Here is a 13,276-nt window from a genome sequence, read left to right as displayed (position 1 = left end):
CGTCCTGCAATAAATTGCATCGTCCATATAGAAATAGTACTAACTCTGGTTTAAGATAAGAGAGATAGTTTAAATTTGACAAAGTTTGGGTGGGAGTCCGTTGGTTCTTTTAGACTACATTATTAATCTCTCCATTTTTTCTCTATTGGTCAGTACCCCGTTAGTCATTGGCTCATTTATTAATCATAAGCCTATGAGACATTGGCGTTATTGGGTTGGGGTTTATGCCGGATTCGTATCCGTTGTCTTGATCAAGCTATCCTTTCAGCAGCAAGGCTATTCTTATGATATTCGCTATGCACCAGTCATTTTGACATTTGTCTACTTCGGCTCGTTGCCAGGAACCATTACAGGTATTTTTGCATTAGTCACGAGATTACTTGAAAGTGGTCAATGGACAACGGCCATTGTCGGCTGGACGGCTATTATTATTACTTTATCTATTATTCACTTTGTAACAAAACGACTTTCCTGTGTGAAAAGAAGCATTTTATTTTACGCTGCATATGTCGCAATTTATATCATCATTGTACCGGTCATATTTCATGCATTTAGGGATAAACCCTTATTTCATATCCAGTATTTATTATTTGTGATGCTGGGTGTGATTATTGGCGTATTACTGATAGAATCCCACGAGAAGCTGGTCCGGTTAAATCGCGGTTTGTCACACATGTACAAACTAGTGGAAGCAAGTGAAGCAAAATACCGATTAATTGCCGAAAACACGTCAGACCTTATTATGTTGATGAATAAAGAACACGCTATTAGTTACCTTTCTCCTTCTCATGAACATGTATTAGGCTATCCATGCTCTGAATTAGAGAAACATAGATGTTTCATGTTACTTCATCCTGATGATAAACCGATGTTTCTAGATGTGATTAAAGGAATGTTTGAATATAGTGAGTCCCAATCGGTGGAAATTCGATTAAAACATAAAGATGGACACTGGATTGAATTTGAGTCTAAGTGTATGCCTGTTAAGGGTGAAGAAGATACTGTTGAAAATATTGTCATTATCAGCCGGGATATATCAGAGCGGAAAAAATCCGAGGAAGTTCTCTTACAGTCGGAAAAGCTATCGATTGTCGGGGAGCTGGCCGCAGGTGTTGCTCATGAGATACGGAATCCATTGACAACAATCAAAGGCTTTGTTCAGTTATATAAAGCAGAAAATAGTTCGATTGTATATAATGATTTGCTTTTAAGCGAACTAGAGCGGATTGAATCGATCACAAGTGAACTTCTCTCTCTTGGAAAACCGCAAGCCGTTAAGTTAGATCAAGTAAATCTAGGGGACTTACTTATAAATACAGTCGAGTTACTTTCTCCGCAAGCAAATATGAACAATATTCAGTTTGACTTAAAGCTTGATGGGGGGCCCTTTATTATTAAAGGGGAAAAGAATCAACTAAAACAGGTTTTCCTAAACGTAATAAAGAATGCGATTGAAGCGATGCCCGTTGGCGGTGATATTCAAATTCGAATGGGCAAAGACGGAGCAAATAATTGCATGATTTGGGTCCAAGACCACGGCTTCGGTATCCCTGAGGAACTGCTCCCTCGTTTAGGCGAGCCGTTCTACAGCCTAAAAGAAAAAGGTACAGGTCTTGGCGTCATGATCTGCCACAAGATCCTGAAACAACACAATGGAAGTATTACCTACAAAAGCAAACTAAACGAAGGAACCAAAGTAGAAATCAAACTCCCACTAGTAAGTTGAAAATAGTTAAAAGGGTGACAGGCACCGCCCGTGGACAATGTCCACAGGCGGTGCCTGTTACCTTTTCTTATGTTTGCAAGTTAAGGTTGTGGTATATATTGACCAACTTGGCATATTTATTAACTATCAAACGTTTGATATGGTAACAGCAGTAGGTTTTGATGAATGTAATTCCGAGTTGACTGATAAGGAAACAGGGGAGGAATACGATGAATACCGTTCTGATCATTGTAAATATCGCTGTTTTACTTTTGCTTATGTTTGGTTTATTTATGATGCAAAAAAAGCATGTGTCATTTTCTAAACGAGTCTTCACGGCTTTGGGTTTAGGTATTATTTTTGGTTATCTTATTCATTTGATTTACGGAACCACACATGAAGTGACCACCACATCCATTGATTGGTTTAACATTGTGGGGACCGGATATATAAAACTACTCCAAATGGTTGTGATGCCGCTCGTCTTTATTTCCATCGTTGGGGCGTTCACAAAGCTCAAATTGACTAAGAATATTGGGAAGATCAGTTTCCTTGTCATTGGTATCTTGCTTGGAACAACAGCTATCTCTGCAGCGATTGGGATTGGCTCGGCATTAGGCTTTGGTCTCGATGGCATCCAGCTTAGTCAGGGGGATGCCGAAAAGGCACGAAATGATCAATTAGCAGAAAGGGCTGCAGGAATTGAAAATATGACTCTGCCCCAGCAAATCATCGAATTAGTTCCAAGTAATCCATTTCAGGATTTAACAGGTGCGAGGGCAACTTCTACGATTGCGGTTGTCATCTTTGCTGCTTTTATTGGGATTGCCTACCTTGGGGTTAAACAAAAGGACCCAGGACCTGCCGAGTTTTTCGCTAAGATCATTGACACCCTCTACTCGATTATCATGAGGGTTGTCACTATCATTCTGCGCCTGACACCTTATGGAATTCTTGCGATTATCACAAAAGTGACAGCAACAAGTGATTATGAGGCTATAGTAAAACTAGGAAAGTTTGTGGTAGCCTCCTATGTGGCACTGATCATCATGTTCCTTGTGCATCTGCTCTTCTTATCATTGGTAAAATTGAATCCGTTCAGATATGTGACGAAGGGACTCCCGACCTTAACATTTGCGTTCACTTCACGTACAAGTGCAGGAACATTGCCAATGACCATTAAAACCCAAACTAAGGATCTAGGGGTTTCAGAAGGAATCGCCAATTTTGCTGGGTCATTTGGTTTAACAATCGGCCAGAATGGCTGTGCTGGCATTTATCCAGCGATGTTAGCGGTGATGGTGGCTCCAAGTGCCGGGATTGACCCGACAAGCCTATCCTTTATTGTGACACTTATTCTAGTTGTAGCTATTAGCTCATTTGGCGTTGCCGGAGTTGGCGGCGGGGCCACGTTTGCCGCCTTAATTGTCTTATCGGTCATGAACCTTCCAATTGCAATCGTCGGCCTGCTCATTTCAGTTGAGCCTCTGATAGATATGGGACGTACCGCTTTAAATGTCAGTGGGGCAATGACTGCAGGTGTTCTTACAAGCAAAGCAACAGGAGAATTCGACGAAGAGACTTATTCACAGCCCAATATCGTAGAGGCCTAAAAACAGGTGACAGGTACCGCGTTGTCCTACGCGGTGCCTGTCACCATTTTTAATATTTGCACTTATTTAAGCGTATATTTGTTGGTCACGTTCTTGAATAACATCCGTGTAATGGCAGATGAGGTTATGCAATATACGATCCCAACTCTGGGTTAGGGCATAGTGTCTCCCTGAGGTCCCCATTTTTAGCCGTAATGGCTCATTTGTTAATAGTTGCAGAATGGCTTCGGAAAATTCCTCCACATTACCGGGACTACACAAGAGCCCGGATACCCCAGGCCTAATAATATTCTGCACACCACCCGATTTTGCGCCTATCACTGGTGTACCACTAGCAAGTGATTCTAGCACAACATTTCCAAAGGTTTCCGAGGCTGAAGGGAAAACAAATAAGTCAGATGCCGCATAGACTTCTGCCAAACACTCCCCATCTAAATACCCGGTAAACGTTATATTTTCGGGTGATTGGTCTTCAAGCTCTTCCCGCAACGGACCGTCACCAATGATCAGCCAATGGATTTTTTGATTAATGTCTGATGGAAGAGACTTCGCCACAGCTAAGAGGGTAGATAGATCCTTCTCGGGCGCTAATCGGCCAACATACGTCAGTAAATAGGAATCTTGCCGGATGTAACGGCTTTTAACGGATTTCTTATCATAATAAGGATGAAACATCTGGCAATCCACACCTCTTGGCCAAAGCTCAAGGTTGGTAAAGCCATGTTGTTTTAATAGTTGGAATGTAGCTGGAGAGGGGACGAAGATCTTTTTACATGTTTGATAGAACCACTGCATATAGTTCCAATGTAGTTTCGATAGAAATGGAAGGTTATAACACTGCAAATAATAATCGAAATTAGTATGATACGACCCCACAAGTGGGATATTTAGCTTTTTTGAAAAATAAACTCCACAAAGGCCGATGTTAAAAGGGGTAGCTACATGAATTAAATCCGGTGAGAAGTTTTGTAATTCTGATTTCATTTGAGAAAGGTTTGGAAAAGCTAACCTGCATTCAGGATACATGAAAAAAGAAAGGCTCTTAGAGCGGTGAATATGCCTGGAAGCAAGCTCCTCTGAAGGAGAGGTTGGTGCAAATAGTTTAAAGGTAATGTTTTGATTTTCTAAGAAGTTAGTCAACCTTTTCAGCGTTCGGGCAACACCGTTTATGTCAGGATAAAAAGTATCGGTGAAAATGGCAATTCTCATATCATCCCTCCTAACATTTATATCTTACAAACATAACAAACAAAAACAAATAACCCCGGTAATGGTGCCAAGCACGCCGCCAGCAAGGATATCAGAAGGATAGTGAAGACCTAAATAAATTCTAGATATCCCCACACACGTTCCTAAAGGAATTAGCACAAATGCAAGTTGCGGTATGGATAAAATATAGGGGGTTACAACGGAAAAAATGGCCGTTGTATGCCCTGATGGGAAGGAATGATCCTGTAAAGGATTAGTCGGAAACTTGGTACTTTCTATCATCAAATACGGTCTTTTTCGTGGGAAAAGCTGCTTCATGATATGGACTGGGATATGGCTTGCCGATAATGCAAGAGCGCTGCTAATGGCGGTTAACCTAGGTTCACCTGTAGAGATTATGATAAGAAGAAAGGAAGCTGCGATGGTAATATCTGCCCCTCCAAACTGTGTAATAATTCGGAAGAATAGATTTAACAGCTTTTTATCGTAATGTCGATTTACTCGTTGTAATAAGCGGCATTCAAATCCATAAACCGCATGGATTATCTTCATCATGGTCACTTCCCCCTCCATAAGGTTACATTGTAATGTTAGGTCTTCCCACAGATCGATACGTAATCGGATACTGTTGAACAGCCTGAAGTGAATAACAATTACGGCCATCAATAACTATTGGTTTTTTCATAATGACTATTTGTTTTCATTTTGTTGCTATTAAGAACATGAGGACCAATCCGTCTGTCCAGCCCTAATGCATTTGCTACTTCCTCTATGTTAGCCCCAGCATTTTCACAAATGCTGGCGATTTCATTAATAAAATTAATTTTTGTTGCTAAAAAAGCATTGGAAGCATATTTAATTATTTCGGCACTTCGAATGTCCGTTTTGAAAATTGGGATCTGCAACGGCTGGTAAAAATGTTCCATAAAGGCTGCCACTTTGGGGTCACTGGTGCCGATCACGATACGGTCTTCATGAAAAAAATCAATAATGGCAGTACCCTCACGAAGAAATCCGGGATTAGCAACTACTTCTGCTTGAAGGTTAGGAGGTTTTCTGCTGTCAATGATTTGTTGAATGAGCTCGTTCGTACCGACTGGAACAGTACTTTTTGTGCACACAATGACATCCTGCTCAATATAGTGAGCGATCGTATGGGCAACCACATGAATGTATTTTAGGTCTGCTGAACCGTCATGTTGTTCTGGGGTACCAACTGCAATGAAAATCAGCTCAGCTTTTGAGTATGCATCATATGGATTCATGGTGAAATTCAGCTGTTTGTTATGTAAATTTTTCTCTAAAAGGGACTCTAACCCAGGCTCATAGATGGGGGAACGTCCGTATTGCAGCATATCAATTTTCTCTTTTTGAATGTCTATGCATGTCACCTCGTGTCCCAGCTCCGCTAAACAAGCACTAGTGACCAATCCTACATACCCTGCTCCAGCAACCGTAACCTTCATCCAATCCCTCCAATGATTTGTTTACTCTATTGTATTAGCGGATGATGGATTTTTTCTAAACCTAGTGTAAAGAGAGTGTTAAGACTGTGTTATTTTAGATAATAGGTAAAAATATACTTAAATTATAATACTTGAATTCAAGATAAATGCAAGGTACACTTAAGATGATCAAAATGAATAATTAATGAAATTGAATTAAACCCTATAATGATAATCATTGTATTGTTAATGAAAGAAAAAAGGATGGGATGAACATGGATCAGTTTCATCAAGGGCCAAATATTTATGTTGGTGAGGTTAATATAAAAGTAAAAAATCTAGATTATTCTGTTACGTTTTATCAAAATATTATCGGTCTTCAACTATTGGAGCAAAGTGAACGGAAAGCGGTTCTAACCGCTGACGGACAAACTCCGCTGTTAACGCTGGAAGAACCAGTGGATGTCATTCCAAAGCAAGAGCACATGTCAGGTTTGTACCATTTTGCGATATTACTTCCAACGCGTACCGACTTAGGGGACTTTTTACGCCATTTAATCTTGACAGGGTACCCGCTAGGAGCAGCCGATCATTATGTAAGTGAGGCATTGTATCTGAATGACCCTGATGGTAATGGGATCGAAGTTTATCGAGACCGTCCGTCTCTTGAGTGGACCTGGAAAAACGATTTGGTGGAAATGGCCACTGAAGAGTTGGATGCAGAAGGAATTCTAGCGGAGAGTGGTGCTGAGTGGAAGGGCCTTCCATCCGGAACAATTATGGGGCATATTCATCTCCATGTAGGCGATTTAGAAAAAGCAAAAGAATTTTATACAAAAGGTATTGGCTTTGAGGTTGTGAGTTACTATCCGCAAGCGGTATTTCTTTCGTCAGGCAGGTATCACCATCATGTTGCTATCAATACTTGGCAGGGATCAGGAGCCCCGACACCTCCTGAAAATAGCGTTGGTTTAAATTGGTATTCCCTCGTCTTCCCTAATAATGAGGAAAGAGAGAAAGTGATGAAACAACTAGAGCAAATTGGTGCTCCTCTAAAGAGGGAAGGAACCTTTTACGTAACAAATGATCCTGCAGGAAACCAAATTCGCTTAGTAATATAAAGAAAGAAAATATCCCCGCTCTTATAAAAAAGGCCGGGGACATTTCGATTAAATTTACAATACTTCCTTATGAAAAAAATCCCAACGCATATTTAATGCCTTCTTCTATTTCATTGGTTTCATAGCCTTGTAAATCTTCATGAGTAATATCCAATTTTGTTCTCGCTAAAGAGTAGCCGCTGTCTAAATTTACATCCAGCAGGACCTCGTACCCATTCTCGGTTTGAGTAATTTGGATAATGTCGTAATCACGAATCGCAGTACCCGTTTCGTATTCAATCGGCTCTAACTCAGACATAAAACACCCTCCTATTCATCCTTCAAACAAGATTATTTTCCACTAAACCCAAAAAATAATTCGGTGCTTTTACCATTCAAGCGGTGCCTGTCACCATTATTACGTCATAGAGCGTAATAACGGTGCCAGGCACTATTATTCCGTCATAGGACTTGTAAAAGGTTTTTGTTGAGAATGTGACGAATTATGAAATGGGAAGGCTATTTAGTATTAGTATTTCTTATAAGGGTTGTGATCTTTGTGTGTTTAATTCTGTTTGCCTATCGTGTTCATAAGGAGTATCAACTAATTGTCGCGGCCAACCGTGATGAATTTTATCGGCGGCCAACCGCTCCCGCGTACTTTTGGGAGGATCATCCTGAAATCCTTGCAGGACGGGACCTAGAAAAAATGGGCACCTGGATGGGAGTGACAACGAGCGGGCGCTTTGCGGCATTGACTAATTACCGCGATCCCAAGGAAGCAACGGAGGGAAAACGTTCACGAGGAGAATTAGTGGCTGATGCCTTGAAATATAAAGGGAATATGGAAGAGTATATGCAAAATCTTGAAGCACATAATCACTTGTATCCCGGCTATAACTTATTAGCAGGGGATGGGCACGATTTATATTATTACTCTAATGTCGGCGGAAAACTGGAAAAACTAGCTCCAGGTATATATGGAGTGAGTAACCATTTATTAAATAGCAGCTGGCCGAAGGTGGAAAAAGGGAGGGAAGGTTTGGCACGAATAATAAGTGAGAAAAACGATGGGATGGCAGAAGCGTTGTTTACCCTATTGCAAAATGCGGATCCCGCCCCGGATGAGGCTCTTCCAAGTACAGGAGTTACATTGGAATGGGAACGGCTGCTTTCGCCCTTGTTTATAGAGAGTGAGCATTATGGAACGAGAAGTTCAACGGTGATGTTAATGACAGGGACGAAGCTTCAATATATAGAAAGAGTCTTTTCGAAGAACGGCGAAAATAATCAACAATATACGATTGAACTGTAACTTGAAAACTAATCAAACATTTAATTAGAAGACCTAGAGTTTATTTTTTAAGACTAAAGTTACCGTCGGAAATTTAAGTTCAGTGAAGAGAGAATGCCGTTTCTTGTTGGACGAAAATGCTTGTTTTCGTTTTAAATAAATAAAATCAAGTAGAAAATCATTAAATAATTATTATAAAATAGAAAATAGACAAAAATGAAAGGGAAAGTAGAGGAACGTCAATGAGCGAATTGAACGTAAATACAAATCCAGGTTTTTTCACTAGAATAAATGCCGCCATGTCAAGGCTTCGGGATTCGGAGAAAAAAATTATCGAGTTTATCGAACAAAACCAGGACGAGATTATACATCTTTCCATTACGGAAGTAGCTGAAAGAAGTGAAACAAGTGAATCGTCTGTTGTCCGATTATGTAAAAGGCTTGGTTATAAAGGATTCCAAGATTTGAAGATAAATTTGGCAAAGGAAGTCATCGCCCCGGAAAAGCAGATTCATGAAGTTATTGAAAAAGGTGACGACGTCGTCAAGATTAAAAAGAAGGTATTTCAGTCAAACATTCAAGCGCTATACGATTCTATTGAGGTTTGTAATGATGAAGAACTTAGGAAGGCTGTGGATGCCATTTCAAATGCCCGTTTCATTGAGTTTTATGGAACAGGCGGATCAGGAACGGTAGCATTTGATGCTCACCACAAGCTATTAAAATTAGGGATTAAATCATTTGCTTATAACGATACAATTTTGCAAGCTATGTCAGCCAGTGTGCTCACAAATCAAGATGTTGTGATTGGAATTTCCCATACAGGCTCCAACACAGATGTTTTAGCAGCTCTGAAGTTAGCGAAAGAAGCGGGGGCAACGATAATTTGTATTACAAATTCATCAAAATCACCGATCACGAAAATATCGGATATCGTCTTGCAAACAGCTTCAAATGAGACATTGTTTCGAACCGATGCGATTTCTTCGAGAATTGCTCAATTAACTATCATTGATATTTTAGTTGCTGCGGTTGCCAACCAGCAATATGAATTGTATTACAGCAACCTTCAGAAAACACGTAAATCCACCATAGACAAAAAAATGTAAGGGATTTCGGAAAAAAGTTTCACTTTTTTAAAAATAAATGTTGAAGGAAATTACCATCACGTGATATGATAATTTTGTAAATAAGTTTTTAGAAAATTCAATCTCCACTCTTTAAGATTTATAAAGCAGCATAGTCAAGTTCCCTAAAAAGGTGAATTCGGTTCAAAAATTCACTAAGATCTTCTTCTAGTATGGATAAACTGGTTAAAATAAAAGAATAGAGGAAATTATCTTCTATTTTTTTATAAAAATAATGAAGGAAATTTCCTTCACAAGAAAACCACACTAACCTTAAAAGGAGCAAAGGAGTTATGAGAGCAGCTGTATTTCATGGACCAAATGAACTGAAGCTTGAAGAGGTAAAAAAGCCGGAAATAAATGAACATGAGGTACTTGTTAGAGTTAATGCAAGTGCTGTATGTGGCACAGATGTCCGTATTTTTGAAGGAAAAAAGACTAAGGGTGTGAGGACTCCTTCAGTTATTGGTCATGAGCTTGTTGGCACAATTGAAGAAGTTGGCAGTCAAGTGAAAGGCTTTTTTGCAGGAGAACGAGTGGGAGTAATGCCTGTTATTCCGTGCAGGAAGTGTTACTACTGTTTAAATGGCAGAGAAAATGTCTGCGCAAACCGTACAGCGATTGGATATGAGTATGATGGTGGTTTTGCGGAATATGTAAGGATTCCTAGCGCAGCTCTCGAAGCAGGGAATTTAGTGAAAATCCCGAATCATCTTACCTTTGAACAGGCCGTTATTACAGAACCGCTTGCTTGCTGCATCAATGGTCAAAGAAAAGCAAATGTCAAAATGGGCGACGTTGTAGTGGTTATTGGAGGCGGACCCATCGGACTGATGCATGTTCAATTAGCGAAAATTGCAGGAGCAAGTACGGTTATTTTGAGTGAGCCAATTGGTCATCGCCGTGAAAAAGCACTCCTTGCAGGAGCTGACTTTGCTGTAAACCCTGATATTGAATCATTAGAAGATATCGTGTTAAGTGAAACAGAAGGGCTGGGAGCCGATGTTGTCATCATGGCAATAGGTGTTCCGTTCTTAGTTAACTCTTGTTCGAACCTATTAAAAAAAGGCGGTATATTAAACCTTTTCGCAGGATTTACGAAAAATGTTATGTCAGAAATCGATCCAAACGTCATTCATTACAATGAAATTACGATCAACGGAACATCTGCTCTAACAAGAGCAGACTATCATAAGTCACTATCTCTGATTGCTTCCGGTCAGATTAATACTGAGGTAATTACCACAACTGGTTACACTCTTGATGATATTGAGAGGGCGATCATGGATGTGAAAAATGGAAATGGTATGAAGACTGTTATTACTCAATAAAAAAACTATGAATATGAGAATAGGAGTGTTATATTATGGCATTTTTAGGTAAAGAAATTCGTATGAATCGTCTATTAAACCAAAAGTCTGGGAAACTACTAGCAGTTGCAGTTGACCAAGCAATGGCACGGGGGATTTTTGAAGAACTTATGCCAATTCAGCGTAAGTTGGATGAAATTGTTGCAGGCGGACCTGATGCAATTACCATGCATAAAGGAATTGCCGATATGTGTTACCGTCCGCATGCAGGAAAAACAGGCTTTATTTTGAAATGCTCTACATTCTCACCTTGGCAGCCAAACTATGATGCATGGGTTACTGAAGTAGATGAGGCAGTTCGTTTGGGAGCCGATGCAGTTTCCATGGGGTGTATTGTTGGTGGAGAGGACCAGCCAGAACAGCTCAGAAATCTTGGAATAATTGCCGGTCAAGCGGCTGCACATGGTTTGCCAATGATTGCCCACATTTATCCAAGAGGAAATCAAATCCCAGAAGATGACAAGAATAATTGGAAGCATGTAGCTTACGCTGTTCGTGCAGGCGCAGAGCTTGGAGTAGATATCGTCAAAACAAAGTATACTGGCAATCCAGAAACCTTCGCAAAGGTCGTCGCTTCTACTCCAGGAAAGGTCGTTGTGGCAGGTGGTGATAACGGAAATAATATTGAAGACTATTTCCAAATGGTATACGATGTTATTGATGCTGGCGGTGTGGGAATCACCTTTGGAAGAATCGTATGGAACAATCCTAATCCAACAGCTGTTGTTACAGCATTTAAAAACATTATCCATAATAAAGGAACAGTAAAAGAAACCCTGGAGCTTTATAACGAATTAATGAATTCACCAGTAACTGTATAGAGGGTGATGAGTCATGTCTCACATTATTGGAATAGATATTGGGACAAGCGGAATTAAGGTTGGAGCAATGAATAGAGATGGAGAATTAGGGTTTCTTGAATATCAGCCCTATTCTCTTCTTTACCCTAAAATGGGCTGGGTAGAAATTGATCTAGAGGACATTTGGAATAAAGTTAAAACATTACTTTTAAATGTATGGCAGCAGGTAGAGGTTGAGGGCAAGGTAGAGGCAATCTCTCTTTCTACTTTTTGTAATAGTTCGGTCTTTTTAGATGCAAAGGGCGAGCCACTTTATCCAGGGATTCTGTATTTAGACCAAAGAAGTAAAGAGGAAGCGGACTGGATCAAAAATCAAGTCAGCGAAGACCTATTGTTCAAGGTGACGAAAAACCGATTAGAGCCTGGAATGTATACGGTAACAACTCATTTGTGGTTTAAAAATCAACACCCAGAGCTGTATGCCCAAACCTATAAATGGGGGAACCTTTCTACTTTCATATTACATAAGTTGACAGGAAACTTTGTGATGGATTGGACGCAAAGCTCCTTCACGGGCATATATGATGTAGAAAACTATCAATGGTCGAGAGATATTTATGAGAAAGTTGGCATCGATCGTGATAAGCTTCCTGGTGTTGTAGATCCTTGTTCCGTTGTTGGGGAATATATGCATCCGATCCTACCATCCATTCGTATTCCCGTAATTGCCGGCGCAGCGGACACTGCATGTTCTGCAGCAGCACTCGGTATTGGGATCAATGAAATGTTTGAATCAGTAGGGACCTCTAATGTCTTTACGGTTTGTACAGATCAACCTGAGCTTTTGGATAAGCGTTTCTTAAATAGATGCCATGTTATAAAAAATCGCTGGTTATCTCATGGAGCGATGTCGTTTCCTGGTGCAGCCATTCAATGGTTCTATGAGCAATTTTTGAAGCCGGAAGGACATTCGAAGGCAGTTTTGGAAGATTTATGCAAACAGTCAATTCCTGGTGCGGGCGGTGTCTTTTTTCTGCCATATATGCAAGGGGAACGTGCGCCTATTTGGGATCCAAATGCTAGAGGGGTATTTGCCGGAATTCATTTAAACACAACGAAAGCAGATATGTTTCGTGCTGTTTTAGAAGGATGCTCTTTTGGACTAAAGCAAATTAATGAAATTATTGAAACAAAGTATCAGCTTCAAGTGGAAAGCTACCAATCTATTGGCGGAGGGGCGAAAAATCGAGAATGGGCCCAAATCAAAGCCAATGTATTGAACAAAAGCGTTCATATTAAAGATGTTTCCGAGACCGGTGTATTAGGAACTTGTTTACTTGCTGGCACGGTTATTGGTTATTTTTCTTCTTTGGAGTATGCCGCAAAAGAAATTTGTAATAACACAATTTACACACTACAGCCAGAGCAGAGCCATCTAAGAATCTATGACGAATTATATAAAGTGTTTAATGAGTTATATCCTTCTTTAAAATCATTTTTTGCCTTGAGTGCCAGGCGAAACTCTGAGACTGGCGAAAAAATTGAGGAGGATCAAGTGGTTATTATTTAACAAAAAAATGAAAACCCTTACAGTAAGAGAAGAAATTTTTTCT

General features: G+C 40.0%; 12 protein-coding genes. 8 read left to right on the top strand and 4 right to left on the bottom strand.

The genetic code is table 11. The annotated features are described in order from the left end of the window. Positions 1–100 precede the first annotated feature (100 nt). Entirely contained in the window at positions 101–1,726 is a 1,626-nt protein-coding gene (locus tag AAHB15_RS20325) for an ATP-binding protein (RefSeq protein ID WP_342043183.1), read from the top strand. A gap of 209 nt (positions 1,727–1,935) precedes the next feature. Then, positions 1,936–3,318, top strand: a complete 1,383-nt coding sequence (locus tag AAHB15_RS20320; RefSeq protein WP_335573695.1) for an L-cystine transporter — start codon at positions 1,936–1,938, stop codon at positions 3,316–3,318. A gap of 66 nt (positions 3,319–3,384) precedes the next feature. Here AAHB15_RS20320 and AAHB15_RS20315 read toward each other — a convergent pair whose 3' ends face one another. The 3 genes from AAHB15_RS20315 to AAHB15_RS20305 all read right to left on the bottom strand — a co-directional run bounded on the left by AAHB15_RS20315 (position 3,385) and on the right by AAHB15_RS20305 (position 5,993). Continuing rightward, the gene (locus AAHB15_RS20315; RefSeq protein ID WP_342043182.1) at positions 3,385–4,527 is read right to left on the bottom strand and encodes a glycosyltransferase family 4 protein; all 1,143 of its coding nucleotides are present in this window, start codon (positions 4,525–4,527) and stop codon (positions 3,385–3,387) included. Between the two features lie 24 nt (positions 4,528–4,551). Then, positions 4,552–5,082, bottom strand: coding sequence for a phosphatase PAP2 family protein (locus AAHB15_RS20310; RefSeq protein ID WP_420491178.1), 531 nt, complete (start codon positions 5,080–5,082; stop codon positions 4,552–4,554). Positions 5,083–5,189: 107 nt separating this feature from the next. Continuing rightward, on the bottom strand, positions 5,190–5,993 hold the full coding sequence (locus AAHB15_RS20305) for a UDP-glucose dehydrogenase family protein (protein ID WP_335573697.1): 804 nt from the start codon (positions 5,991–5,993) through the stop codon (positions 5,190–5,192). Positions 5,994–6,247: 254 nt separating this feature from the next. Here AAHB15_RS20305 and AAHB15_RS20300 point away from each other — a divergent pair, with 254 nt between their 5' ends. Beyond that, positions 6,248–7,093 carry a VOC family protein gene (locus AAHB15_RS20300; RefSeq protein ID WP_420491179.1) on the top strand — a complete coding sequence of 282 codons (846 nt, stop codon included), beginning with the start codon at positions 6,248–6,250 and terminating at the stop codon, positions 7,091–7,093. A 67-nt stretch (positions 7,094–7,160) separates the two neighbouring features. On the opposite strand, the gene AAHB15_RS20295 is transcribed toward AAHB15_RS20300, so the two are convergent. Then, on the bottom strand, positions 7,161–7,391 hold the full coding sequence (locus AAHB15_RS20295) for a hypothetical protein (protein WP_098531084.1): 231 nt from the start codon (positions 7,389–7,391) through the stop codon (positions 7,161–7,163). 186 nt (positions 7,392–7,577) lie between these two features. On the opposite strand from AAHB15_RS20295, the gene AAHB15_RS20290 reads away from it, so the two are divergent. The 5 genes from AAHB15_RS20290 (at position 7,578) to AAHB15_RS20270 (ending at position 13,233) form a co-directional block, all read left to right on the top strand. Then, on the top strand, positions 7,578–8,387 hold the full coding sequence (locus AAHB15_RS20290; protein ID WP_342043181.1) for an NRDE family protein: 810 nt from the start codon (positions 7,578–7,580) through the stop codon (positions 8,385–8,387). Between the two features lie 221 nt (positions 8,388–8,608). Beyond that, positions 8,609–9,475, top strand: a complete 867-nt coding sequence (locus tag AAHB15_RS20285; RefSeq protein WP_342043180.1) for a MurR/RpiR family transcriptional regulator — start codon at positions 8,609–8,611, stop codon at positions 9,473–9,475. Between the two features lie 311 nt (positions 9,476–9,786). Further along, a complete protein-coding gene (locus tag AAHB15_RS20280; RefSeq protein WP_342043179.1) occupies positions 9,787–10,824 on the top strand; it encodes an alcohol dehydrogenase catalytic domain-containing protein in 1,038 nt (345 codons plus the stop codon). 35 nt (positions 10,825–10,859) lie between these two features. Next, entirely contained in the window at positions 10,860–11,684 is an 825-nt protein-coding gene (locus AAHB15_RS20275; protein WP_251566874.1) for a class I fructose-bisphosphate aldolase, read from the top strand. 13 nt (positions 11,685–11,697) lie between these two features. Further along, positions 11,698–13,233: a xylulokinase gene (locus AAHB15_RS20270; RefSeq protein WP_335573702.1), complete on the top strand. Its 1,536-nt coding sequence runs from the start codon at positions 11,698–11,700 to the stop codon at positions 13,231–13,233. Positions 13,234–13,276: the final 43 nt, after the last annotated feature.

Origin of the sequence: Bacillus sp. OTU2372 (assembly GCF_038440275.1) — a bacterium.
Taxonomy (GTDB): Bacteria; Bacillota; Bacilli; order Bacillales; family Cytobacillaceae; genus Neobacillus; species Neobacillus bataviensis_B.
Note: the sequence above shows the minus strand (reverse complement) of the source record. Positions and strands in the feature narration are given on the sequence as shown.

What these genes read in the sequence shown, in the direction of transcription:
- AAHB15_RS20320 (WP_335573695.1), top strand. Translation starts at nt 1,936, where the DNA reads ATGAATACCGTTCTGATCATTGTAAATATCGCTGTTTTACTTTTGCTT.
- AAHB15_RS20315 (WP_342043182.1), bottom strand. Translation starts at nt 4,527, where the DNA reads ATGAGAATTGCCATTTTCACCGATACTTTTTATCCTGACATAAACGGT.
- AAHB15_RS20310 (WP_420491178.1), bottom strand. Translation starts at nt 5,082, where the DNA reads ATGATGAAGATAATCCATGCGGTTTATGGATTTGAATGCCGCTTATTA.
- AAHB15_RS20305 (WP_335573697.1), bottom strand. Translation starts at nt 5,993, where the DNA reads ATGAAGGTTACGGTTGCTGGAGCAGGGTATGTAGGATTGGTCACTAGT.
- AAHB15_RS20300 (WP_420491179.1), top strand. Translation starts at nt 6,248, where the DNA reads ATGGATCAGTTTCATCAAGGGCCAAATATTTATGTTGGTGAGGTTAAT.
- AAHB15_RS20295 (WP_098531084.1), bottom strand. Translation starts at nt 7,391, where the DNA reads ATGTCTGAGTTAGAGCCGATTGAATACGAAACGGGTACTGCGATTCGT.
- AAHB15_RS20290 (WP_342043181.1), top strand. Translation starts at nt 7,578, where the DNA reads ATGAAATGGGAAGGCTATTTAGTATTAGTATTTCTTATAAGGGTTGTG.
- AAHB15_RS20285 (WP_342043180.1), top strand. Translation starts at nt 8,609, where the DNA reads ATGAGCGAATTGAACGTAAATACAAATCCAGGTTTTTTCACTAGAATA.
- AAHB15_RS20280 (WP_342043179.1), top strand. Translation starts at nt 9,787, where the DNA reads ATGAGAGCAGCTGTATTTCATGGACCAAATGAACTGAAGCTTGAAGAG.
- AAHB15_RS20275 (WP_251566874.1), top strand. Translation starts at nt 10,860, where the DNA reads ATGGCATTTTTAGGTAAAGAAATTCGTATGAATCGTCTATTAAACCAA.
- AAHB15_RS20270 (WP_335573702.1), top strand. Translation starts at nt 11,698, where the DNA reads ATGTCTCACATTATTGGAATAGATATTGGGACAAGCGGAATTAAGGTT.